20 protein-coding genes are annotated in these 22,514 nt (G+C 71.0%); 11 read left to right on the top strand and 9 right to left on the bottom strand.

From position 1 onward, the window contains the following. Positions 1–23 precede the first annotated feature (23 nt). Genes BLR90_RS08740 through BLR90_RS08710 form a run of 7 tightly spaced genes read left to right on the top strand, consistent with a single transcriptional unit; the run spans position 24 to position 6,124 of the window. Entirely contained in the window at positions 24–932 is a 909-nt protein-coding gene (locus BLR90_RS08740; RefSeq protein WP_091024638.1) for a glucosyl-3-phosphoglycerate synthase, read from the top strand. Next, positions 929–1,792, top strand: a complete 864-nt coding sequence (folP, locus tag BLR90_RS08735; RefSeq protein ID WP_091024636.1) for a dihydropteroate synthase — start codon at positions 929–931, stop codon at positions 1,790–1,792. The genes BLR90_RS08740 and folP overlap by 4 nt, the downstream gene beginning before the upstream one ends. Further along, positions 1,789–2,334, top strand: a complete 546-nt coding sequence (locus tag BLR90_RS08730; protein WP_091024634.1) for a class III extradiol ring-cleavage dioxygenase family protein — start codon at positions 1,789–1,791, stop codon at positions 2,332–2,334. The genes folP and BLR90_RS08730 overlap by 4 nt, the downstream gene beginning before the upstream one ends. Then, complete coding sequence (locus BLR90_RS08725; protein ID WP_091025164.1) at positions 2,331–3,026, top strand: dihydrofolate reductase family protein; 696 nt, start codon at positions 2,331–2,333, stop codon at positions 3,024–3,026. Before BLR90_RS08730 ends, BLR90_RS08725 begins: the two co-directional genes overlap by 4 nt. 30 nt (positions 3,027–3,056) lie before the next feature. Next, a complete protein-coding gene (locus BLR90_RS08720) occupies positions 3,057–3,830 on the top strand; it encodes an enoyl-CoA hydratase-related protein (protein ID WP_091024632.1) in 774 nt (257 codons plus the stop codon). A gap of 37 nt (positions 3,831–3,867) precedes the next feature. After that, the gene (locus BLR90_RS08715; protein WP_170254415.1) at positions 3,868–5,187 is read left to right on the top strand and encodes an MFS transporter; all 1,320 of its coding nucleotides are present in this window, start codon (positions 3,868–3,870) and stop codon (positions 5,185–5,187) included. 25 nt (positions 5,188–5,212) lie between these two features. After that, positions 5,213–6,124, top strand: a complete 912-nt coding sequence (locus BLR90_RS08710) for an LLM class flavin-dependent oxidoreductase (protein WP_218029497.1) — start codon at positions 5,213–5,215, stop codon at positions 6,122–6,124. A 43-nt stretch (positions 6,125–6,167) separates the two neighbouring features. On the opposite strand, the gene BLR90_RS08705 is transcribed toward BLR90_RS08710, so the two are convergent. Further along, positions 6,168–7,187 (bottom strand): TIGR03617 family F420-dependent LLM class oxidoreductase, encoded by a 1,020-nt coding sequence (locus BLR90_RS08705; RefSeq protein WP_091024627.1) that lies wholly within the window; start codon positions 7,185–7,187, stop codon positions 6,168–6,170. Positions 7,188–7,241: 54 nt separating this feature from the next. Here BLR90_RS08705 and BLR90_RS08700 point away from each other — a divergent pair, with 54 nt between their 5' ends. Beyond that, complete coding sequence (locus BLR90_RS08700) at positions 7,242–8,219, top strand: CAP domain-containing protein (RefSeq protein ID WP_170254414.1); 978 nt, start codon at positions 7,242–7,244, stop codon at positions 8,217–8,219. Positions 8,220–8,227: 8 nt separating this feature from the next. Here the strand turns inward: BLR90_RS08700 and BLR90_RS08695 are convergent, their stop codons facing one another. From BLR90_RS08695 to BLR90_RS08675, 5 genes are read right to left on the bottom strand one after another with little or no spacing between them, the layout of a single operon-like run. Then, positions 8,228–9,265, bottom strand: a complete 1,038-nt coding sequence (locus tag BLR90_RS08695) for a LacI family DNA-binding transcriptional regulator (protein ID WP_091024623.1) — start codon at positions 9,263–9,265, stop codon at positions 8,228–8,230. A gap of 18 nt (positions 9,266–9,283) precedes the next feature. After that, entirely contained in the window at positions 9,284–10,750 is a 1,467-nt protein-coding gene (locus BLR90_RS08690; RefSeq protein ID WP_091024621.1) for a GH1 family beta-glucosidase, read from the bottom strand. Further along, entirely contained in the window at positions 10,747–11,565 is an 819-nt protein-coding gene (locus BLR90_RS08685; RefSeq protein WP_091024619.1) for a carbohydrate ABC transporter permease, read from the bottom strand. Before BLR90_RS08685 ends, BLR90_RS08690 begins: the two co-directional genes overlap by 4 nt. Beyond that, positions 11,562–12,587, bottom strand: coding sequence for a carbohydrate ABC transporter permease (locus tag BLR90_RS08680; protein WP_091024618.1), 1,026 nt, complete (start codon positions 12,585–12,587; stop codon positions 11,562–11,564). The genes BLR90_RS08685 and BLR90_RS08680 overlap by 4 nt, the downstream gene beginning before the upstream one ends. A 9-nt stretch (positions 12,588–12,596) precedes the next feature. Beyond that, complete coding sequence (locus BLR90_RS08675) at positions 12,597–13,871, bottom strand: ABC transporter substrate-binding protein (protein ID WP_091024616.1); 1,275 nt, start codon at positions 13,869–13,871, stop codon at positions 12,597–12,599. Between the two features lie 307 nt (positions 13,872–14,178). Here BLR90_RS08675 and BLR90_RS08670 point away from each other — a divergent pair, with 307 nt between their 5' ends. Next, on the top strand, positions 14,179–15,273 hold the full coding sequence (locus BLR90_RS08670) for an ABC transporter ATP-binding protein (RefSeq protein WP_091024614.1): 1,095 nt from the start codon (positions 14,179–14,181) through the stop codon (positions 15,271–15,273). Between the two features lie 249 nt (positions 15,274–15,522). Here the strand turns inward: BLR90_RS08670 and typA are convergent, their stop codons facing one another. After that, positions 15,523–17,412, bottom strand: coding sequence for a translational GTPase TypA (gene typA / locus BLR90_RS08665; protein WP_091024612.1), 1,890 nt, complete (start codon positions 17,410–17,412; stop codon positions 15,523–15,525). 122 nt (positions 17,413–17,534) lie between these two features. Here typA and BLR90_RS21260 point away from each other — a divergent pair, with 122 nt between their 5' ends. Both BLR90_RS21260 and BLR90_RS08655 read left to right on the top strand, forming a co-directional pair. Beyond that, the gene (locus BLR90_RS21260; RefSeq protein WP_218029496.1) at positions 17,535–19,274 is read left to right on the top strand and encodes a hypothetical protein; all 1,740 of its coding nucleotides are present in this window, start codon (positions 17,535–17,537) and stop codon (positions 19,272–19,274) included. Between the two features lie 141 nt (positions 19,275–19,415). After that, complete coding sequence (locus tag BLR90_RS08655; protein WP_091024610.1) at positions 19,416–20,795, top strand: wax ester/triacylglycerol synthase domain-containing protein; 1,380 nt, start codon at positions 19,416–19,418, stop codon at positions 20,793–20,795. 5 nt (positions 20,796–20,800) lie between these two features. Here BLR90_RS08655 and BLR90_RS08650 read toward each other — a convergent pair whose 3' ends face one another. Next, complete coding sequence (locus BLR90_RS08650) at positions 20,801–21,490, bottom strand: aspartate/glutamate racemase family protein (RefSeq protein WP_091024608.1); 690 nt, start codon at positions 21,488–21,490, stop codon at positions 20,801–20,803. Between the two features lie 237 nt (positions 21,491–21,727). Further along, the gene (locus tag BLR90_RS08645; protein WP_091024606.1) at positions 21,728–22,477 is read right to left on the bottom strand and encodes an SDR family oxidoreductase; all 750 of its coding nucleotides are present in this window, start codon (positions 22,475–22,477) and stop codon (positions 21,728–21,730) included. Between the last annotated feature and the right edge of the window lie 37 nt (positions 22,478–22,514).

Raw genomic sequence — 22,514 nt, 5'->3', positions numbered from 1 at the left:
GGACGCCGGGCTAGGGTCGCGACGTGCTCCGCACCGCTCACTGGGACGACTGGTCCCTCGACGACCTGCTCGCCGCCAAGGGCGACACCCGGGTGAGCCTCGTCGTACCGGCCCGCAACGAGGCCGCCACCGTCGGCGACGTGGTGACCCGGGTCCGCGAGGCCCTGGTCGAGACCGTGGCGCTGCTCGACGAGATCGTCGTGATCGACAGCGACTCCACCGACGCGACGTACGCGGTGGCGGTCGACGCCGGGGCCGTGGTGCACCGCTCCGCGGAGATCCGGCCCGACCTCGGCACCCGCCCCGGCAAGGGTGAGGCGATGTGGAAGTCGTTGTTCGTCACGAGCGGCGAGGTGCTGGTGTTCATGGACGCCGACCTCCTCGACTGGGACACGCACTTCGTGCCCGGGCTGCTCGGGCCGCTGCTGACCGACCCGGGAGTCGCGCTGGTGAAGGGCTTCTACGAGCGGCCGATGCTCGACGGCCCGACCTCCGATCGCCAGGGTGGCCCGCTCGACGGCGGTCGCGTGACCGAGCTGGTCGCGCGCCCCGTGATCGCGCTCGACTACCCCGAGCTGGCCGGGCTGGTGCAGCCGCTCGCGGGGGAGTGGGCCGTGCGCCGCTCGCTGTTCGAGACCCTGTCGGTGCCCACGGGGTACGCCGTCGAGCTGGCCGCGCTGATCGACACCCTGGCCGCGCGCGGCCCGGACGCGATCGCGCAGGTCGACCTCGGCCGCCGCTCGCACGCACACCAGGCGCTGCTCGACCTCGGCGCGATGGCGACCCAGATCCTGGCCGCCGTCCACGCCCGCCAGGGTCGGCCGGTGCCTGAGGCGGTCCAGCTGCGTCAGTACCGCTCCGGGGGCGGCTCCATCACTCCTGTCGAGCGATCGGTGCCGCTCGGCGAGCGGCCGCCGGCGGTGAGCGCATGAGCCTGCGTCTCGGGCGGCACGAGTTCGCCGACGACGCGACGCTGATGATGGCGATCGTCAACCGCACCCCCGACTCCTTCTACGACCAGGGCGCGACCTGGGCGGAGGACAAGGCGTTCGAGCGCGTCTCGCTCGTCGTCGCGCAGGGCGCCGAGATGGTCGACATCGGCGGCATCAAGGCCGCGCCCGGCGTGGAGATCGGCGCCGCCGAGGAGAAGGAGCGCGTCGTCGACTTCGTGGCTCGAGTCCGCGAGGCGTTTCCGCAGCTGGTGATCTCCGTCGACACCTGGCGCGCCGAGGTCGGCGGTGCGGTGTGTGAGGCCGGCGCCGACGTGCTCAACGACGCGTGGGGCGGCGCCGACCCCGAGCTGGTCGACGTCGCCGCGCAGCACGGCGCCGCGATTATCTGCACGCACACCGGTGGAGCGACGCCGCGCACGCGGCCCTACCGGGTGGAGTACGACGACGTCGTTCGGTCCGCGATCGACGACACCGTCGCCTACGCCGAGCGCGCCCTGGCCGCCGGGGTCGCGCAGGAGTCGATCGTCATCGACCCCGCCCACGACTTCGGCAAGAACACCTTCCACTCCCTGGAGCTCACGCGCCGGCTCGACGAGATGGTCGCCACCGGCTGGCCGGTGCTGGTGTCGCTGTCCAACAAGGACTTCGTCGGCGAGACCCTCGGGCTGCCCGTCGGCGAGCGGCTGACCGGCACCCTCGCCGCCACTGCCGTCTGCGCGCTGGCCGGTGCGCGCATCTACCGCGTGCACGAGGTCGTCGAGACCCGGCAGACCGTCGACATGGTCTGGACGATCGCCGGGCGCCGCCCGCCGCAGCGCGCGATCCGGGGCCTCCAGTGACCCGGGTCGTGCTCGTGCCAGGCGCGCTCGCGCTGCTGCCGTCGTACGGCGGGCTGGAGGATCCGGTCGCCGACCTGCGGGCCGCGTGCCTCGACGCCGTGCGCTGGCTGGGCGCTGACCCGCGGGTCGTGGCTGGAGCGCAGGGCGCCACGGTGGCGACGTACCTGGCGACCGAGGTTTCGAGGCTCCCTTCGAGGCTCGCAAGCTCGCACCTCAGGACAAGCGCTTCGCTCGCACCTCAACCATCGTCGGACGGCGTGCTCTTCGTGGCCAACGGCAGCGCGAAGCGCACCGAGAAGGCGCCGGGCCACCTGGACGATCGTGCCATGGCCTTCGACGACGCCCTACGCGCTGCCCTGCTGGCCGGCGACCTCGGAGACCTCGACGAGGAGCTCGCACGCGAGCTGTGGGCCGACGTGGACAGCCTGGTCCGGCTCGGCCAGGAGATCGACGTCGACCCGGCCTCGGTGCAGGTGGACTATGACGACGACCCGTACGGCGTGCAGTACTGGGTGATGCGTATGGAAGGCAGGTGGCGATGAGGGTGCTGATCGGTCCCGAGGTCAGCCTCGAGGAGCTCTACGCGCCCCCGCGCACGCCGTGGCTGCGCGTCAACATGATCAGCACGCTCGACGGTGCCGCGAGCGGGTCCTCGGGCAAGAGCGGCTCGATCAACAACGCCGTCGACAAGCGGGTCTTCGACACCCTGCGTGGTCTCGCTGATGCCATCGTGGTGGGCGCCGGCACCGCGCGCACCGAGGGCTACGGGCCGGTCGACAGGCCGATCGTCCTGGTGAGCCGGCGCGCCGACGTGCCGGAGAGGCTGCGGAACGCGCCACCCGGCTCGGTGCTCATGGCGACGACCGCCAGTGCTGAGCACCTCGACGAGGCCCGCGGCCTGCTCGGCGCCGACCAGGTGCTCACGCTCGGCGCCGACGAGGTCGACCTGTGTGCCCTGAAGGAAGAGCTGGCCGGGCGCGGGCTGGTCGACCTGCTCTCCGAGGGCGGCCCGTCGCTGCTGGGCGCCATGCTCGCCCAAGGAGTCGTCGACGAGCTCACCGCGACCGTCGTACCCCGCCTGGTCGGTGGTGACCACCCCCGGATCGTGGCCGGACCGCCGGTCGACGTACCGCTCTCGCTCCAGTCGCTGCTCGAGGAGGACGGGACGCTCCTCGGGCGCTGGTGGGTCCTCCCGGCTGCTCAGGAGAGGGGTCCACGTGGACCCCTCTCCTGAGCAGCCGCGCACCCCCGTACGCTCCGGCGCGTGAACGAGGAGCTGCAAGTACGCCGCACCGACGGCGTCGTCGAGGTCACCTTCAACCGTCCACAGCGGCACAACGCCTTCACCCGTGACATGTACGCCGGGATGCGCGAGCTGTGCGAGGAGCTGCGCGCCGACACCTCGGTCCGGGTCCTGGTGCTGCGCGGCGAGGGTGGCCGGGCGTTCGCGGCCGGCAACGAGATCTCCGACTTCCTCGAGGCCGACGCCGTGGCCTACGAGGACTGGATCCGCGAGCTGCTCGAGATGCTCCACGCCCTGCCCCAGGTCACGGTGGCCGCGGTGTCAGGCGTGTGTGTGGGTGGTGGCCTCGCCGTGGCGACCCACTGCGACCTGCGGATCGCGACCGCCGGGAGCCGGTTCGGCTACCCGATCGCGCGCACGCTCGGCAACGCCCTCGCGGGCTCGATCGTCTACCGCTGCGCCTCCGTCTTCGGGGAGTCGCTGACCCGGGAGATGCTGCTCGCGTCGCGCCTGGTCGACGCCGAGCGCGCGTACGCCGTCGGCGCGGTCATGTCGGTCGTCGCGGACGTCGAGGAGCTCGACACGGAGCTGAACACCCTGGTCGAGGGTCTGCTCGCCCTGTCACCGGTCACCGTCCGAGCCACGAAGCACCAGCTGCTCGACCGCTCCCGCCGCCTCGAGGCGAGCCCCGACAACGACGCCGAGATGCTGCGCGAGGTCTACACCGGACCCGACTTCGCTGAGGGTGTGCGGGCCTTCCTCGCCAAGGAGAAGCCGGCCTTCGGGCGCCCCTGAGGGAATGCCACGGCCCCGGGGCCTGTTGGGGCGAGACATGATCTCGGACGACTCACGACGCGTGTCCGTCCTCCTGGGAGTGCTCTTCGGACTGGCCGGCATGGGCTCCTCGTCGGCGGCGATCGCGCTGCCGCTGCTCGGCTCCGACCTCGGCGTCGGGGTGGGTGACGCGACCTGGACGATCACCCTCTACGTGCTGATGCTCGCCGTCACCACCGCCGTCTACGGCCGGGTGTCCGACCTGGTCGGCGTGCGCCTCCCGCTGCTGGTCGGCATCGGCCTGATGACCGCAGGGGCGCTCGTCGCGGCGTTCGCGCCGACGTTCGAGGTGCTCCTCCTGGGGCGGGTCCTCCAGGGTGCGGGGGCCGCCGCGGTCCCGACGCTGGGCGTCGCCGTCCTCAGCAAGCGGTACGACGGAGAGGTGCGCGGCGTCGCGCTGGGCCGACTGGCCGGCATGGCCGCGGCCATCAGCTGTCTGGGCCCGCTCGCCGGTGGCCTGCTGGAGCACGCGTTCGGCTGGCGGGCGGTGATGGCGCTGCCGATCCTCGGGGTGGCCGTGATCCCGTTCCTGTGGCGCGCGCTGAGCCCCGACGGCTCCGGTGCCAGCCTCGACGTCCTCGGCGCCGTCCTCGTCGCCGCGACCGCCGCCGGCCTGGTCCTGCTGGTGCAGTCGCCGGCCACGGGCCTGGTCATCGCGGTGCTCGGCGGGGCGTTGCTCGTCCTCGGTGTCCCTGCGGTCACCTGGCGCGTGCGCAGCAGGCCCCACGGCTTCCTCCCGCTCTCGGTGGTCCGCGACGGCACGGTGGTCCGCAGCTCGCTCGCGGCCGCGGCCGTCCCGGCGGCGTGGTTCGCGCACCTGGTCGCCGTGCCCGCCGTACTGGTCCACGAGGGCTGGGAGGCCTGGCAGGTCGGGCTCCTGCTGGTGCCGAGCGCCGTGCTGGCGATGGTCATGCCCCGCACCGCCGGCCTGCTCCTCACCCGGATCGGCTCCGCGTCCTCGCTCGGTCTCGCCGGGATCGTCGCCACGCTCGCCCTGCTGCTGGCCGCGCTGGGCACCTGGCTGGTCTCGCCGGCTGTCCTGGTCGTCGCGGTCGCGCTCGTGACGGTCTCGTTCGGTCTCGGCCAGCCGGCCCTGATCGCGACGGTCGGGGAGTCGGTCGCCCTCGACGTGCGCGGTGTGGCCCTCGGCGTGGCCACCCTGCTGTTCCTGGTCGGCGGCTCGGTCGGCTCGGCCGTGGTCGGCGGCCTCGGCGAGGTGATCGGGATCCCGGCGTCCCTCGCCGTCCTGGCCGCGGTACCGGTGCTCGGCCTGGTGGCACTGGTCCCCGAGGTCAGGCGCGTGCCCGAGCCCGTCTGAGCCACCCATCTGCCACAGTGACGCCATGCAGGTGGGAATGACGTTGCCGGTCATGGAGCCGGACCTCTGGCCGTCAGGTTCAGGGGCGCAGGGTGCCGACACGCTCGAGGCGTGGGCCCGCGCCACCGACGACGGCCCGTTCGCGTCGCTGTGCTTCGGCGAGCGGATGGCCTTCGACAACCCGGAGACGCTCACGCTCCTCGGCGCCGTCGCGGCGTGGACGTCGCGGGTCCGCGTCGTGACTACGGTGATCGTGCCGCAGCTCCACGACCCGGTCTGGCTCGCGAAGGCGCTCGCCACCGGCGACCAGCTCACCCGGGGTCGACTGACCGTCGGGTTCGGGGTCGGTGGCCGCGAGGAGGACTACCGCGCGGCCGGCGCCGACCTCGCGACCCAGACCATGCGCGGCATGGCCGAGCGGGTGGGGGTCATGAAGCGGGTCTGGTCGGGTGAGGACGTCACCGGCGCCACCCTCCCGGTCGGGCCGCCGCCGCTCCAGCCCGGTGGCCCGGAGCTCCTCGTCGGCACCATGGGTCCCAAGACGATCCGCAGTGCCTCGGCCTGGGCCGACGGCCTGGCCGGCATCACCCTCGACCTCGACACCGACGCGGTCGCCGGACTCTTCGACCAGGCGCGTACGGCGTGGGCCGACGCCGGCAAGCCCGCGCCGCGGCTCACCACCTCGTTCTGGTTCGCCCTCGACGACGGCGACGGCTCGGCCCGCAGCCAGGTGCACCGCCACCTGCGCCACTACATGAACTGGCTACCGGTCGGCCTGGTCGACGCCATGGCCCCCACCACCGGCTTCGCCGGCACCGAGAGCGACCTCCGCGACACGTTGAAGCGCTTCGAGGACACCGGCGCCGACGAGGTGCACCTCATCCCCACCGGCTCCGACGTCTCCCAGGTCCACCGCGTAGCCGACCTGGTGGAGTGACTTCGTCACTCCATTGGGAGTACTCGCTTCGCTCGTACTCCCGCTACTTGAGGGCTGCGGCCAGGGCGCTGATCTGGTCGAGCGGGGCATCGTACCCGGGGAAGTAGGCGCAGACCCGCTCGGCGACGTCACCGAAGCGACGTTTCATCTCGGCGGCGCACTCCTCCGGCGTGCCGCGTACGGCGAGGGTCTCGAGCATGCGGTCGTCGACCAGGGCCATCATCGAGGCGAAGTCGCCGACCTTGGACAGGGCGTTGAGCTCCGGCTGCACGTCGGCCCAGCCCTCGGCCTCCAGCACGGGCAGGTAGGCCGGAGTGGAGCCGTAGAAGGCCAGCAGCCCGCGCACCCCGAGCGCGGCGGCCTCCTGCTCCTCGGGCGTCCGGCCCATCGCGCAGATGGCCTGGGGGAAGATCTGGAAGTCCGCGCGCGTGCGGCCCGAGCGTGACAGGCCCTCGTCGACGGCCGGCAGCGTGCGCTCGCGGAAGTGCCGGTAGCTGTGGAACGGCATCACCAGCAGCCCGTCGGCCACCTCGGCGGCGGTCCGGGTCATCACCGGGCCGAGAGCGCCGAGCAGCACCGGCGGGAGGCCGTACGGGTTGGGCCCGGGCACGAACGTCGGGGGCATCAGCGTGTGCTGCGTGTGCTCGCCGCGGAAGTCGAGGCGGGTCCCGTCCTGCCACGAGGTCAGGATCGCCTTCACCGCCAGCACGATCTCGCGCATCCGGGCCGCGGGCGGGCTCCAGGTCGCGCCGTACCGCTTCTCGATGTGCGGCTTGATCTGCGAGCCCAGCCCGAGCCGGAAGTGGCCCTTGGACAGTAACTGCAGGTCGTATGCCGCGTTGGCCAGGTGCATGGGGCTGCGTGGCATGGCAATGGCCACGTTCGTCATCAGGTCCAGTGTGATCCGATCCGTCGCGGCCGTTTCGGCCGCCGAGACCAAGGGCAGGAAGACGTCATGCGGACCTTCGAACGTGAACAGGCCGGCGATCCCGGTCGTCGCGAGCGCACGGGCTCGCTCAGACGCCTGGTCGGGGCGGGCATCGAGCTGGATGTCGAGGAGCACGGACCACAACGTAGGGGATCGCGACGCCAACGGCGGCGGGTTCTGGCGGTCGGGATGGTCGCCCTCCTGCTGCCGATGACGGCTCCGCTGAGCCAGGCGTCGCCGGGCGCGCCGGACCCCGACCGGACCGGAGCCCCCGGCCCCACCTCGAGCAGGACGGCCGGTCTCGACGTCAGCACCACCACGCGCCGGGCGGCCGGCTTCGCGATCGACACCTCCAACCGGGCCGCGGTGGCCAAGGCCTTCCGGACCCGGCTGCGGCCCAACCTGTCGGTGCCGTCGGGCTGGACCGGGTCGCTGCGCGGCTGCCGCGCGGGCAAGACGTCCGCCCGGGCCCAGCGCGCGACCATGGAGTCGCTCAACTTCGCGCGGGCCCTGAACGGCCTGTCGCGGGTCTCCTGGTCGGCCAAGCTCTCCGCCCGTGCCCAGTACGCCGCCCTGATCATGGCCGCCAACCGCAACCTGACCCACTACCCGCCCCAGAGGTGGAAGTGCTGGTCCGAGGTGGGCAGCGACGCGGCGGCGCGCTCCAACCTGTCGATCGACTTCCCCCGGCTGACCGCGGGCGGCGCCGTGATGCAGTACCTCGACGACTGGGGCTCGCCCAACACCGTGGTCGGCCACCGGCGCTGGATCCTCTTCCCGTTCGCCGAGTCCTTCGGCAACGCACTGACCAAGACCACCAACGCGATGTTCGTCGTCGGGCCCCTCGACACCGCCAACCCCAACCCCGCGTGGGTGAGGTGGCCGAGCGCCGGCTGGTTCCCCAGCCAGGCGGAGCCCATGGGCCGCTGGTCGCTGAGCTCGGGTGACCCCCACGCCGACTTCCGCTCGGCGAAGATCAGCGTCCGTCGCAACGGCAGTCCGGTGCGGACCAAGAAGTACACCGTCCATGACGGCTACGCCATGCCCACCCTGGTGTGGGAGGTCTACGGCCTCCGGAGGTCCGGCAAGTACGTCGTGACCGTCACCGGCATCAAGGGCGCGGCTGCCCCGAAGGTCCGCTACCCGGTCAAGCTGTTCACGCCCTGACCCCGCGTTCAGGCGCTGGCTCGCCGCACCAAGGTCGGCGGGAAGATGACGCGCATGGCGCGGGCGGTGCGGTCGCCCTCGATCTGCTGGAGCAGCAGCCGGGTGGCCTGCTCGGCCATCTCGGCGATCGGGTTGCGCACGGTGGTGAGCGGCGGGTCGGTGCGCTCGGCGACGCCGAGGTCGTCGTAGCCGACCAGGGCGATGTCGTCGGGCACCTTGCGCCCGGCGGCGGCCAGCACGCGCAGCGCGCCCGCGGCCATCAGGTCGGAGGCGGCCACGATGCCGTCGATGTCGGGGTGACGCTCCAGCAGCGCGTACGCCGCCCGCTCGCCGCCGTCCTCGGTGAAGTCTCCGTGCTCGACAGCGTCGTCGGCGAGCCCGGCGGCCCGGAGCGCGGCGTGCCAGCCGTCGAGACGGTCGGCGCCGGCGCTCATGTCGTCGGGCCCGGCGATGGTGGCGATCCTGCGGCAGCCACGGTCGATGAGGACCTGGGTCGCGTCGCGCCCACCGGCGAAGTTGTCGGTGTCGACGTAGGCCACCTTGTCGGCGCTGGTCCACGGCCGCCCGACGAACGCGCACGGCAGGTCGAGCGCGGCCAGGTGGTCGGCCAGGCTGTCGCTGCGGTGGTGGGAGACGACGAGCGCCCCGTCTATGTGCCGGTTGCGTAGGTAGCGCAGCATCCGCGCCTCTTCCTCGCCCGGACGCGTCAGCAGCAGCACCAGCTGCAGGTCGCGTTCCGCGAGCACCCGGGTCACACCGCGCAGCGTGCGCGCGAAGAAGGGGTCGGAGAACACCCGCTCGTCGGGCTCGGGGACGACCAGCCCCACCGAGTCGGTGCGTCGGGTCACCAGGCTGCGGGCCGCCGGGTTGGGGGAGTAGCCGAGCGTGCGGACAGCCTGGTCGACGGCCGCCTGCGACTGCACGCTGACCCGGTTGCCGCCGTTGATGGCGCGTGAGGCCGTGGCCCGGGACACGCCCGCCAGGCGCGCCACCTCGTCCAGGGTCGGTGAGCCACCCGGTCCTGTGATGCCGCGCCCTCCGTCCATCCGGCTCACGCTAGTGGCCTATCCCTCTGGATCGCGAAGACGCCCGGAGGCCGCGACCTCGGCGTAGTAGAGAGCACTCGACTTCGACGTCCGCACCTGCGTGTCGTAGTCAACGTGCACGATGCCGAAGCGCTTGTCGTAGCCGTAGGCCCACTCGTAGTTGTCGAGCAGCGACCACTGGAAGAACCCACGTACGTCGACCCCGTCGGCGATGGCTGCGTGCACGGCCCGCAGGTGGTCGGCGATGTAGGTGCGCCGTTCGGGGTCGTGCACCGACCCGTCCTCCTCGACGCGGTCGTCGTAGGCCGCGCCGTTCTCCGTCACGTACATCGGGGGCACGTCGTAGTCGGCGTCGAGGCGGGTGAGCAGGCGGGTGAGTCCCTCGGGCTGCACCTCCCAGCCCATGGCGGTCAGGGGCAGCCCGCGACTCGGGAACGTGACGTCCTCGCAGCCCACGAACGGCGTGCTGGTCGCGCGCTCGGCGTGGCTGCCGTCGACGCCGGTGGTCACCGGCTGCGGGTGTCCGGACACCGCGTCGCCCTTGTAGTAGTTGACGCCCAGCACGTCGATGGGCGTGCTGATGAGCGCCAGGTCGCCGTCGTGCACGACGCTGGGCCAGGGCTTGCCCTGCCAGGTCAGGTCGGCGGTGTCCGCCACCAGGTCGGCGGGGTAGCTGCCCTTGAAGAGCGGGTCCAGGAAGACCCGGTTGTGCAGCGCGTCGATCCGCCGGGCGGCATCGCGGTCGACCTCGTCGTCCGGGTCGTGGGCGTCGGCGACGGTGAGGTTCAGGGTGATGCCGAGGTCGGCGGTGGCGCCACGGCGGCGGAGCTCGTCGATCACCAGGCCGTGCCCGAGCAACAGGTGGTGCGCGGCGACCAGCCCGGCCACGCCCTCCTGCCGGCCCGGCGCGTGCTGCCCCCCGGTGTAGCCGAGGAACGCGGAGCACCACGGCTCGTTGAGCGTGGTCACGACCGGGACGCGGTCACCGATGGCGTCGTGGAGCGACAGGGCGTACTCCGCGAAGCGGTAGGCGGTGTCGCGGTTGGTCCAGCCACCGGCGTCCTCGAGCGTCTGCGGGAGGTCCCAGTGGTAGAGCGTCAGCCACGGCCGGATGTCGTGGGCGAGCAGCTCGTCGACCAGCCGGGAGTAGAAGTCGACGCCCTGGGCGTTGACCGGCCCGGCGTCCGGGCGGACCCGTGGCCACGACGCCGAGAAGCGGTAGCTGCGCAGGTTGAGGGACTTCATCAGCGCGACGTCCTGCGGCATCCGGTGGTAGTGGTCGCAGGCCACGTCGCCGGTGTCGCCGTTGACGACCGCGCCGGGCACTCGGGCGAAGGTGTCCCAGATGGAGGGGGTGCGGCCGTCCTCGCCGGCGGCGCCCTCGATCTGGTACGACGCAGTGGCCGCCCCCCACAGGAAGTCGGGCGGGAACCGGAGCTCGTCGGCGGAGGTCCCGAGCGGGCGGGTGTCGAGTTGGTGCGTCATCCCTTGACTGCTCCTTGCATGATGCCGGCGACCAGCTGTCGGCCGGTGAGGACGAACAGGATCAGCAGCGGGATGGTGGACAGGACCGCGGCGCAGAGCACCAGGGCGTAGTCCACGTAGTAGCCGCTCTGGAGCTGTTGGAGTGCGATCTGCACGGTGGGGTTGGTGGACGGCATCACGATCATCGGCCAGAAGAAGTCGGTCCAGACGGTCATGAAGGTGAAGAGCCAGAGGATGGCCGCGGCCGGCCGGGCGGCGGGGATGGCGACGTTGCGGAAGATCCCGAACATCGTGCAGCCGTCGACGCGGGCCGCCTCGATGAGCTCGTCGGGGATCGCGTCGACGAGGTACTGGCGCATGAAGAACACACCGAAGGCCGTGACCAGGGTGGGCACGATGATCGCCCACACCGTCCCGGTCCAGCCGAGCTTGGCCATCTGGATGAACAGGGGGATGACACCGAGCTGGGTGGGGATGGCGAGCGTGGCGACCACGAAGACCATCAGCGCGTTGCTGCCACGGAAGCGCAGCTTGGCGAAGGCGTAGCCGGCCAGGGTGCAGAAGAACACCACGGACGTCGCGCACACCGTGGACACCAGCAGGCTGTTGCCCAGTGCCTTCCAGAACTCGACGGTGTCGAAGACCCGTTGCGCGTTGCTGAAGAACTCGCCCCCGGGGATGAAGGGCGGGACCCGCTGGGTCACGACGGACTTGTCGTGGGAGCCGACGATCAGCGACCAGTAGAGCGGGGCCGCGGAGCCGAGCACGAAGGCCGTGAGCAGGCCGTAGACCAGGAAGCCCGGGCGCCGGTTCATGACTTCCCACCTCCGCCGATCCGTCGGCTGAGCAACAGGTTGACCAACGCGAACATCACGATGAAGAGGAACAGCAGCCAGGCCACGGCCGAGGCCATGCCGAGGTTGCGCAGGCGCCAGCCGAGCTCCCACAGGTAGAGGGTCACGGTCTGCCACTGCCGGTCGGAGCCGCCGAGGCCGACGTTGTCGAAGAGGCGGGCCTCGGTGAAGATCTGCAGGCCGCCGATGGTCGAGGTGATGATCACGAAGATGACGGTGGGCCGGATCATCGGGATGGTGATCGAGCGGAACTGGCGTACCTTGCCGGCGCCGTCGAGGGCGGCCGACTCGTAGAGGTCGCGAGGCACGGCCTGCATGGCGGCGAGCAGGATCAGCGCGTTGTAGCCGGTCCAGCGCCAGTTGACCATCGACGCGATCGCGATGTGGCTGGCCAGCGTGTCGACGTGCCATGCGACGGGGTCGATGCCGATCACGCCGATCGCGGAGTTGATGAGGCCGTAGCGGTCACCGAACAGGTTGCCGAAGATCAGGGTCACGGCGGCGGGGGCGACCACGAACGGGACCAGGATGCTCATCCGCCAGAACGTGCGCGCGCGCAGCTGGGTGTCGAGCAGTCCGGCGATGATCAGGGCCAGGATCACCTGGGGCACCGAGGACAGCAGGAAGATGCTGACCGTGTTGCGCAGTGCCCGCCAGAAGTAGCGGTCCTCGAAGACCGCGCGGTAGTTGTCGAGGCCGACGAACTCCCCCTTGCCGCCGATCAGACTCCACTCGTGCACCGAGACGTAGCCGGTGTAGATGAGCGGGAACATGCCGATGACGAGGAAGAGCAGGAAGAACGGCGAGATGTAGAGGTACGGCGAGAACCGTACGTCGATCCGAGAGAGCCGCTGCCGCCAGGTCAGTCCCGGTGGAACCGGGGTGGTGGCCTGGGGCAGCGGCTCTTCCGACCGCGCCGGCCCGGCCGGAGAGGTCGAGGAGGGGACCTCTCCGGCGGGCGCGGTCGGCGGGTGCGAGCTCATCGGCGTTGGTCAGCCGATCCGCTCGACATCAGCGGTGAAGGAGTCCCACGCCTCGTCCGGCGTCTCCTGGCCCTCGTCGACCCGGAGGATCGCCGCCTGGAACGCCGCGATGATGTCGGCGTACTTGGGACCCTTGTAGGGCTGCACGGTCACAGCCTGGGCCCGGTTGGAGAGGATCTCACCGGTGGGTGCGTCGTTGAAGAAGGCATTCGTCGCCTCCAGCAGCGCGGGGTCGCTGAGCGCCTCGACCTGGCTCGGGAAGGTGTTCTTGGCCTCGAACGCCTTGATCTGCTGCTCGGGAGCCGTCAGCCAGTTGGCGAGCGCCTTGGCCTCGTCGGGGTGCTCCGACTGCGCCGGAACGGTCAGGAACGAGCCGCCCCAGTTGCCGCCACCGCCGGGGAACGCGTCCGCGATGTCCCAGCCGGTGACTCCGGCCGCGTTGCCCTCGATGATGCCGAGCATCCAGCCGGGGCACGCCATCGTGGCGAAGCCGTCGTTCTGGAAGGCGGCGACCCAGTCGTTGGACCACTGGTCGAGGTTGGTGGCCAGACCGGCGGCCTGCATGGAGGTCACCGTGTCGAACACCTCCTTGACCTCGGGGTTGGTCGTGGCGACCACCTCGTTGTCAGCCGTCTCGAACGGGAACTCGAGCTGGTTGATCATGGCCTGGCTGGTGCCCTTGGACGAGTCGTACCACGCCGTGTCCGGGAGCTTCTTGATGAACTCCTGGCCGGTGGCGAAGTAGGTGTCCCAGTCGGCGAACAGCGGCGCGACCTCGGCCCGGTCGGTCGGGAGACCGGCCTTCTCGAACAGGTCGGCGCGGTAGCAGATGCCCTCCGGGCCGATGTCTGTGCCGTAGCCGATCAGCTTGCCGTCGGCACTGGTGCCGGCGGCCTGCTTCCAGTCCAGCCAGCGGCCGTCGACCTCGGAGTCGCTGAGGTCGGTGAACGCGTCGGCCTCTTCGAGGATGGCCGGCATGCCGTCACCCTCGATCGCCTCGATGTCGGAGAGGCCCGAACCCGCGGCGAGCTTGGTGTAGAGGTTGTCGCGGTGCTCCTCCCAGGTGCCGAGCTTCTTCTGGACGACCTTGATGTCGGGGTTGAGGTCCATGTACTCCTCGAGGAGGTCCTCGTACCCGAACTCGTTGAAAGTGGCGACCGTCAAGGTGATCTTGCCGTCCTCGGAGCCTTCGTCGTCCCCGCCGCACGCGGCGAGGCCGAGGCTGAGGACTACGGCGCCGGTCGCGGCGAGGGCGATGCCCTTGCGCCGCGAGGCACCGCTCATGAGCCGATGAAGGACCCTGCTTCGGGGCCCGCTGGGTGAAGTTTGCACGAGTAACGCTCCTGCCGTTGTGCTGGGACTGACGGGTCGGGGTGACCCAAGACGTGGGTGCGCCCCTCCGTGACTTGCCATGAGAGCGCTTCCACAGGTCGTACGGCTTCAACTTGGCACCTGTCACACAGTGTGGCAACAATCTGCCTGGACCCTGCCTAATTAATGAGGGCATTTCAGTGAGAGCGCTTCCACTAGACGCCTGTCAGAGCACAGGATTAGGGTGTGCCCACACCCGGTCGGCGAGAGGGATAGAACCATGGCCTCGGTCAGCTACGTCCACGCGGAACGACTTTTCCCCGGCGCCGCCACCCCAGCCGTCGACGACTTCAGCCTCGACATCGACGACGGCGAGCTGATGGTGCTCGTCGGCCCCTCGGGCTGCGGCAAGTCCACCTCGCTGCGGATGCTGGCGGGCCTCGAGGAGGTCACCGCCGGGACGATCAAGATCGGCGAGCGCGACGTCAGCCGGATCCCGCCCAAGGACCGCGACATCGCCATGGTCTTCCAGAACTACGCGCTCTACCCCCACATGAACGTCGGCGACAACATGGCCTTCGCCCTGAAGATGGCCGGCGTCGACAAGGCCGAGCGCAAGCGCCGGGTCCGCGAGGCGGCCAAGCTGCTGGACCTCGAGGACTACCTCGAGCGCAAGCCCAAGGCCCTCTCCGGCGGGCAGCGCCAGCGGGTGGCGATGGGCCGCGCGATCGTGCGCCAGCCGCAGGTCTTCTGCATGGACGAGCCGCTGTCCAACCTCGACGCCAAGCTGCGGGTCTCGACCCGCACCCAGATCTCGGCGCTCCAGCAGCGCCTGGGCATCACCACCGTCTACGTCACCCACGACCAGGTCGAGGCCATGACCATGGGCGACCGGGTGGCCGTCATGAAGGACGGCATCCTCCAGCAGGTCGACACCCCGCTGGCGCTCTACGACAAGCCCGCCAACGTGTTCGTCGCCGGCTTCATCGGCTCACCGGCCATGAACCTGCTAGATGCGACGATCTCCGCCGACGGCTCGGCGGTCGTCGACGGCTTCAGCCTCCCGATCGACCGTGCGGTCGCCGCCCAGGCGACCGACGGGATCACGCTCGGGGTGCGCCCGGAGTCGTGGCACCTGGCCGGCGAGGGCGAGGACGGCTACCCGATCAAGGTGGCCGTGGTCGAGGAGCTCGGCGCCGACGCCTTCCTCTACGGCACGCCCGCCACCGACGTCCCGGCCGACCTGCTGCGCCAGATCGTCGTACGGGTCGACGCGCGGCTCAACCTCACCAAGGGGTCGGTGGTCCGGTTGACCACCTCGCCCGACAAGGTGCACATCTTCGACAAGGCCACCGGGGCCAGGCTCTCCGCCTAGGTGCCACTTCCACGGTGGTTGGTGCGAGTCAAGCGAGCCGCGAGACCCCTGTGACCTGGGGGTGGTTTCGAGGCTCCTCGCTGGCGCTCGTCGCGCCTCAACCACCGTTGCGGGGGCGGGCTACTGCTTGGGCTTACGCGCTCGGCTCGCGATCGCCGCGACTTCGTCGCGGGAATCTCTCGCCTCGCAGAAGCCGAACCAATAGGCCGCCCCTCTGTCAGAGGTAGCGGACTCGTTCCGGCGGGCGGCCTACTGCTTCGGCTTACGCGCTCGGCTCGCGATCTTCGCGCGCTCGTGCGCGTCGAGGATCAGCTTGCGGATGCGCACCGAGTCGGGGGTGACCTCGACGCACTCGTCCTCGCGGCAGAACTCCAGGCACTGCTCGAGCGAGAGCTTGCGCGGCGGGATCAGCTTCTCGAAGTTGTCGGAGGTCGCGGACCGGATGTTGGTCTGCTGCTTCTCCTTGGTGATGTTGACGTCCATGTCGTCGGCGCGGGAGTTCTCGCCGATGATCATGCCCTCGTAGACCTCGGTGGTGGGCTCGACGAACATCACGCCGCGCTCCTGCAGCGACGTCATGGCGTACGCCGTGGCGGCACCCTTGCGGTCGGCGACGAGCGAGCCGTTGTTGCGCGAGCGGATCTCGCCGGCCCACGGCTCGTACTTCTCGAAGATGTGGTGCGCGATGCCGGTGCCGCGGGTGTCGGTCAGGAACTCGGTGCGGAAGCCGATCAGGCCGCGCGCCGGGACCAGGAACTCCATGCGGACCCAGCCGGTGCCGTGGTTGGTCATCGACTCCATGCGGCCCTTGCGGGTGGCGAGCAGCTCGGTGATCGTGCCGAGGTACTCCTCGGGGGCGTCGATGGTCAGGCGCTCGACGGGCTCGTGCACCTTGCCGTCGATGTCGCGGGTGACCACCTGCGGCTTGCCGACAGTCAGCTCGAAGCCCTCGCGGCGCATCTGTTCGACAAGGATCGCCAGCGCCAGCTCGCCGCGGCCCTGGACCTCCCACGCGTCGGGGCGCTCGGTCGGGAGGATCTTGAGCGACACGTTGCCGACCAGCTCCTGGTCGAGGCGGTCCTTGACCAGGCGGGCCGTGACCTTGCCGCCCTTGGTGCGACCCACCAGGGGGGAGGTGTTGGTGCCGATCGTCATCGAGATCGCGGGCTCGTCGACGTGGATCAGCGGCAGGGCGACGGGGTTCTCGGGGTCGGCGAGGGTCTCGCCGATGGTGATCTCCGGGATGCCGGCGATGGCGACGATGTCGCCGGGGCCGGCCTCGGGGCCGGGCTTGCGCTCGAGGCCCTCGGTGACGAGGAGCTCGGTGATCTTGACGGTCTTGACGTCGCCGTTGCGGCGCATCCAGGCGACGTTCTGGCCCTTCTTGAGGTGACCCTCGTGGATGCGGACCAGGGCGAGACGGCCCAGGAAGGGCGAGGCGTCGAGGTTGGTAACGTGGGCCTGAAGCGGCGCGCCCTCGGTGTACTGCGGCGCGGGGATCGTGTCGATGATGGTCTTGAACAGCGGCTCGAGGTCCTTGCCTTCGGGCATGGTGCCGTTCTCGGGACGCGCGAGCGCAGCGATGCCGACCTTGCCCGAGGCGTAGACCACCGGGAAGTCGAGCGCGTCCTGGCTGTGGGTGTCGTCGAGCAGGTCCATGAACAGCTCGTAGGTCTCGTCGACGACCTCGTCGATGCGGGCGTCGGGGCGGTCGACCTTGTTGACGACCAGGACGACCGGCATGTTGGCGTTGAGCGCCTTGCGCAGCACGAACCGGGTCTGCGGCAGCGGGCCCTCCGAGGCGTCGACCAGGAGCACGATGCCGTCGACCATCGACAGACCGCGCTCGACCTCGCCACCGAAGTCGGCGTGGCCGGGGGTGTCGATGATGTTGATCGTCATGCCGTCGGGGGCGGACGCGCCGGTGTAGTGGATCGCGGTGTTCTTCGCGAGGATCGTGATGCCCTTCTCGCGCTCCAGGTCGCCGGAGTCCATGACCCGGTCGGCCACGCTCTCGGCCTGGTGCTCCGTGAAAGCCCCGGCCTGGCGCAGCATCGCGTCGACGAGCGTGGTCTTGCCGTGGTCGACGTGCGCGACAATCGCGACGTTGCGCAGGTTGGCGGTCTTCTTCTCAGACATGGGGCTAGACGACTCTTCCAGTGGAGGTTCAAGGGGCCCGATGGGCCTCGTGGAGTCTACGCGGGACTAGACACTTCCCACGATTCCAGCGCAGGCCAGCGGACCTGTCGTAGCCTGCGCCCGTGGGGGGAACCACAGCACGTCTGCTCTGCCTTGCCCTGGCGGCCGCCGGGTTCTCCGTCATGCCCGGACCCGCCGAGCCCGCCGTCGCGGCGAGCGTCCAGCGGACCGCCGCCACGCAGCCGATCGCGATCGGCGTCAACTCCTACGGCATGTCGTACGTCGGGTTCGCTACGGGCGGCGCGCTGGCCCGCTTCAACGCCGAGGGCAAGAAGCTCTCACCGCTGGTGCTCGACCAGCAGGGACCGGTGACCGCGATCTCGGTCGCGCCCGACGACCGGGTCTGGGTCTACTACGGGACCAGCGTGAGTGCCTTCGAGCCCGGTGGCCGGCTGCACCGCCACTTCGACGTCGCCGAGCCCGGCAGCTGCGCCGGGAACGCCCACGACCCGAGCCGCTACGGCGGCCTGGTGGTCACCGCGACCACCGTCTACGTCGCCAGCCGCTGCGACAACACCCTCGAGGCCTACTCCAAGTTCGGCCTCCGGCGGGCCCGGGTCGCCCTGCCCAGCGGCGGCTACCCGCGCGGCGTCGCCTGGATGCCGCCGCAGGGCAACCCGAAGCTCCCCGCGCGGCTGTTCGTCGCCATGCCCAAGCGCGGTGAGCTGCTCACCTACAACGCCGAGACGCTGCGCGCCGCCTCCCGCCCGTCGGCCCGGCACCAGGTCGAGCGTCCCGACCGGGGCTCCAAGCCGGAGCCGAGCGGCGTGACCGCCGACAGGTACGGCATCGTCGCGATCACCGACGCCGCCAACCACGCCGTCAACATCTACAACGCCAACTCCGGCATGTCCCGCTTCCGGGTCCTGGGCCACCCGCCGCGGGCGGGCAAGTTCGCCGGCGCCCTGGACCGCGCCACCGCCATGGCCCAGCACGAGCAGGACGGCGGCGGTCTGTCGGGCAACCTGTTCATCGCCGATACCGGCAACGGCCGGGCCCAGCGCTGGGACATCGGTGGCGGCTACACCTACTGGGCGGAGTCGGTCTCGGCCCCCCGGCCCCGTGACTCCGACAACCCCGGCGATCCGGGGGACCCGGGCGATCCGGGTGACCCGGGCGATCCGGGTGACCCGGGCGATCCGGGTGACCCGGACGACCCGGGCGACCCCGGTGACCCGGGCGGGCCGGGGAGCCCGTGGGATCCGGACCCCGACGACCCCGGTGACCCGGGCGGCCCGGGCGGTCCCGGCGACCCGGGCGATCCTGACGAGGACGCGGCGCCGGTCAACACGACCCGGCCCACGGTCGACGGGGTGGCCGCGAGCGGGCGGACGGTCTCCTGCGCCACCGGCACCTGGCAGGGCGAGCCGAGCGGCTACGCCTTCCGCTGGCTGCGCGACGGCGTACCGATCCCGGGCACCACCGCCTCGACGTACGTCGTCACCGCCGCCGACCTCGGCACCGAGCTGTCCTGCCGGGTGACGGCCAGCAACGCCATCGGCGCCACGGCCGCGACCAGCGACCCGGTCTTCGTCGGCGACCCGGTGGCGCCGGTCAACGTCACCCCACCGGTCATCTCCGGAGTGCTCCAGGTCGGCCGGACCCTGACCTGCAGCTCCGGCACCTGGTCGGGCGCCCCGACGTACTCCTACCTCTGGCTGCGCGGTGGCGTCGTGGTCGGCAGCTCCCCGACGTACGCCACGGTGTCGGGCGACTCGGGACGCACCCTCACCTGCACCGTGATCGCGTCGACCGCCGCCGGCTCGCAGTTCGCGACCAGCGCGCCCGTGCGCATCGCCTGACGGCCTGGGTCGGACCCGGGTGTCCGGCTGTCATCGCGTGACTGCGATCGACTTTCGCCCCCCTTGATCCGGTGACCTTCGCCTCCTGTGCCGGAGGGTCGCGCGGCCTAGCGTGAGGTGGTTCGCACGGGAGGTGGCGTGATGCCGCAGTTCATGATCAACAGTGACGCGTTCGCCTGGCAGATGGAGGCCGACGCCGCGCTCAGGTCCACGGTGGTCAGCATCGTCATGCTCGACCGGTCGCCGGACTGGGACGTGCTGGTCGAGAGGTTCGAGCGCATCTGCGTGGAGGTCCCGATGTTCCGGCAGCGGGTGGTGGAGACACTGCCGCCTGCGCCACCCCACTGGGAGCGGGACCCCGACTTCGACCTCGGCTACCACCTCCGTCGGGTGACCGCACCGGCACCGGGGACCTTCGCGACCGTCCTGGAGATGGCGCGGCTCGCGGAGATGGGGGAGTTCGACCGGGCGCGGCCGCTGTGGGAGACCACCCTGGTGGACGGTCTCGCCGACGGCGCAGCCGCGCTGGTCTGCAAGCTGCACCACTCGCTGAGCGACGGGATCGGCGCCGTCCAGGTCTCGATGATCCTCTTCGACCTCGCGCGTGAGCCGGGCGACGGAGAGCCGCAGACCGGCACGTCCGACGACGCGGAGCCGGATGCCCGGGGGAGGCTCGACCCGTTCAAGCTGTCGGCGCGCTACGACGTGGGTCTCGTCGGCAAGGCGGCTCAGCTCGCGGTCCGCACGGCGCCGGCGGCCCTGCTGAAGGCGGTACGACGCCCCGTGGCAAGCACCAGGACGGCTGCGGGGATGGCGGCCTCGGTCTACCGGATGGTCCGCCCGATCAACCAGTGCGGCTCCCCGATCATGACGGAGCGTCGGCTGATCCGGCACCTGGACACGCACGAGGTGTCCTTGCCGGCGCTGAAGGCAGCCGGTCGGCTGGCGGGTGGCACGCTCAACGACGCGTTCCTGGCTGGCGTCGCCGCCGGGCTCCGCAGGTACCACAGCCACCACGGTGTGGAGGTGGGCGACCTGCACATGACCATGCCCATGAGCATCCGGCGCGAGGACGACCCGGTCGGTGGCAACCGGCTGACGCTGATGCGCTTCGACCTCCCCGTGGGCCTCGTCGACCCAGCCGAGCGGATCGCCCAGATCCACGAGCTGGTCGCCGCCGTGCGCTCGGAGCCGTCCCTGCCCTACACCCAGGCCATCGCAGGTGGGCTCATCCGGCTGCCCCGGTGGTACCTCGCGAGCGTGCTCCGGCATGTGGACTTCCTGGCCAGCGACGTCCCCGGGATCCCGGTGCCGGTCTACCTCGGCGGGGCCCGCGTCACGATGCAGTACCCCTTCGGACCGACCATCGGCGCCGGGGTCAACGTCACCCTCATGTCGTACGTCGACACGTGTGCGCTGGGCATCAATGTCGATGTCGGCGCGATCCCCGACTACGACGTGTTCCACGACTGCCTGGTCGCCGGCTTCGAGGAGGTCCTGGCGCTGGCCGAGGCCGGCTGACCGGGTCAGGCGAGCGCGCGGTCCAGGGCGGCGGCGACGTGGAGGGTGGTGCAGGGGAAGAGCGGCAGGTCGGAGTCGGCCTGGTGGACCAGCAGCTCGAGCTCGGTGCAGCCCAGGACCAGTCCGGCGGCGCCGGCGTCCCAGAGCTCGTCGATCAGCGCGACGACGGTGCGCCGTGAGCTGTCGAGCACCTTCCCGTGCACGAGCTCGTCGTAGATGATCCGGTTGACCTCCGCGTGGTGGCGGGCGTCAGGCACGTGTACGTCGAGGCCGTGGCCCGAGAGCCGGTCGGTGAAGAAGCTGCGCGACATCGCGAAGGTCGTACCGATGAAGCCGACCGAGCTGACCTGCTGCGCCCGGCACGCCTCGGCGACGACGTCGGCGAGGTGGAGCAGCGGGATGTCGACGGCCCCCTCGACCTGGTCGGCGACGCGGTGGAACGTCGTGGTGCACAGCATCAGGAAGTCGGCGCCCGCGCGCTCGATGCCGCGGGCCGCGTCGACGAGGATCGTGGCGACGTCGTCCCAGCGTTCCTGCTCCTGGAGGGCGGTGACCTCCGCGAAGTCGACGGAGGTCAGCACCGTCCGCGCCGAGCTCAGCCCGCCGAGGCGCGCCTCGACGCCGAGGTTGAGGCCTTCGTAGTAGGCGGCGCTGCTCTCCCAGCTCATACCGCCGATGAGTCCGATGGTCTGCACCCGCGCAGTCTGCCACCGGCGACGGGCCGGAGAACAGAAGGACCCGCTCGGAGCGCGTCCCCCGGGGCGCCGAGCGGGTCAACTTCTTACGGGCTGGTCCCGCAATCCCCCCAGATTTGCGGTGTCCTGCCGATGTCCACAACGTTACGAGCAGGGCACCCACGGGCGGGGTACGCGACAGCCACCGCTCGCCCAGGGTTGGGTAACAGGTCTGGTACGCCCGGTCACAGACAGCTCTCAGTCGTGGACGCGGTGCACCTTGTGCTGGGCCGCCTGGGCGCGCGGCCGGATCACCAGCTCGTCGATGTTGACGTGGACGGGCCGGGTGACCATCCAGCCGATGGCGTCGGCGACGTCCTCGGCGGTGAGCGGCTCGGCGACGCCGGCGTAGACGGCCTCCGCGCGCTCCTGGTCGCCCTCGAAGCGCACCAACGCGAACTCGTCGGTGCGAACCATCCCGGGCGCGATCTCGCAGACCCGCACCGGCTGGTCCCACAGCTCGAGCCGCAGGGTCTCGGTGACCACCTTGGTGCCGTGCTTGGCCGCCGTGTAGCCGGCACCGCCCTCGTAGGCGGTCCTCCCGGCGGTCGACCCGACGTTGAGGATCACCCCCGCCCCCGAGGCGACCAGGGCGGGCAGCAGCGCGCGGGTGACCTGCATCAGCCCGATCACGTTGACCTCGTACATCCGCCGCCAGTCGTCGGCGTCTCCCTGCGCCACCGGCGCCGCTCCGAAGGCGCCACCCGCGTTGTTGACGAGTACGTCGAGCCGGTCGCCCACCGTCTCGGCCAGCGCGGCCACCGACTCCTTCGAGGTGACGTCGCACACGACCGCCGTACCCCCGATCTCGGAGGCGAGCGCCTCGATCCGGTCGGTGCGGCGGGCCGCGCAGTAGACGTGGAACCCCTGGGCGGCGAGGGTGCGGGCGGTCGCGGCACCGATGCCGCTGCTGGCGCCGGTGACGACGGCGGTTCGAGGACTGCTCATCGGACCATTCTGGCCGCCCCCTTCCGCCGGTGGCAGA

The organism is Nocardioides szechwanensis (assembly GCF_900103935.1).
In the GTDB taxonomy this organism is placed as follows: Bacteria; Actinomycetota; Actinomycetes; order Propionibacteriales; family Nocardioidaceae; genus Nocardioides; species Nocardioides szechwanensis.
This window is presented reverse-complemented; position numbering and strand designations above follow the sequence as displayed.

Excerpts from the sequence above, each read along its gene's own strand:
- folP (WP_091024636.1), top strand. The coding sequence starts at position 929 with ATGAGCCTGCGTCTCGGGCGGCACGAGTTCGCCGACGACGCGACGCTG.
- BLR90_RS08700 (WP_170254414.1), top strand. The coding sequence starts at position 7,242 with ATGGTCGCCCTCCTGCTGCCGATGACGGCTCCGCTGAGCCAGGCGTCG.
- BLR90_RS08685 (WP_091024619.1), bottom strand. The coding sequence starts at position 11,565 with ATGAACCGGCGCCCGGGCTTCCTGGTCTACGGCCTGCTCACGGCCTTC.
- BLR90_RS08655 (WP_091024610.1), top strand. The coding sequence starts at position 19,416 with ATGCCGCAGTTCATGATCAACAGTGACGCGTTCGCCTGGCAGATGGAG.
- BLR90_RS08695 (WP_091024623.1), bottom strand. The coding sequence starts at position 9,265 with ATGGACGGAGGGCGCGGCATCACAGGACCGGGTGGCTCACCGACCCTG.
- BLR90_RS08690 (WP_091024621.1), bottom strand. The coding sequence starts at position 10,750 with ATGACGCACCAACTCGACACCCGCCCGCTCGGGACCTCCGCCGACGAG.
- BLR90_RS08710 (WP_218029497.1), top strand. The coding sequence starts at position 5,213 with ATGCAGGTGGGAATGACGTTGCCGGTCATGGAGCCGGACCTCTGGCCG.
- BLR90_RS08670 (WP_091024614.1), top strand. The coding sequence starts at position 14,179 with ATGGCCTCGGTCAGCTACGTCCACGCGGAACGACTTTTCCCCGGCGCC.
- typA (WP_091024612.1), bottom strand. The coding sequence starts at position 17,412 with ATGTCTGAGAAGAAGACCGCCAACCTGCGCAACGTCGCGATTGTCGCG.
- BLR90_RS08675 (WP_091024616.1), bottom strand. The coding sequence starts at position 13,871 with ATGAGCGGTGCCTCGCGGCGCAAGGGCATCGCCCTCGCCGCGACCGGC.
- BLR90_RS08715 (WP_170254415.1), top strand. The coding sequence starts at position 3,868 with ATGATCTCGGACGACTCACGACGCGTGTCCGTCCTCCTGGGAGTGCTC.
- BLR90_RS08645 (WP_091024606.1), bottom strand. The coding sequence starts at position 22,477 with ATGAGCAGTCCTCGAACCGCCGTCGTCACCGGCGCCAGCAGCGGCATC.
- BLR90_RS08725 (WP_091025164.1), top strand. The coding sequence starts at position 2,331 with ATGAGGGTGCTGATCGGTCCCGAGGTCAGCCTCGAGGAGCTCTACGCG.
- BLR90_RS08680 (WP_091024618.1), bottom strand. The coding sequence starts at position 12,587 with ATGAGCTCGCACCCGCCGACCGCGCCCGCCGGAGAGGTCCCCTCCTCG.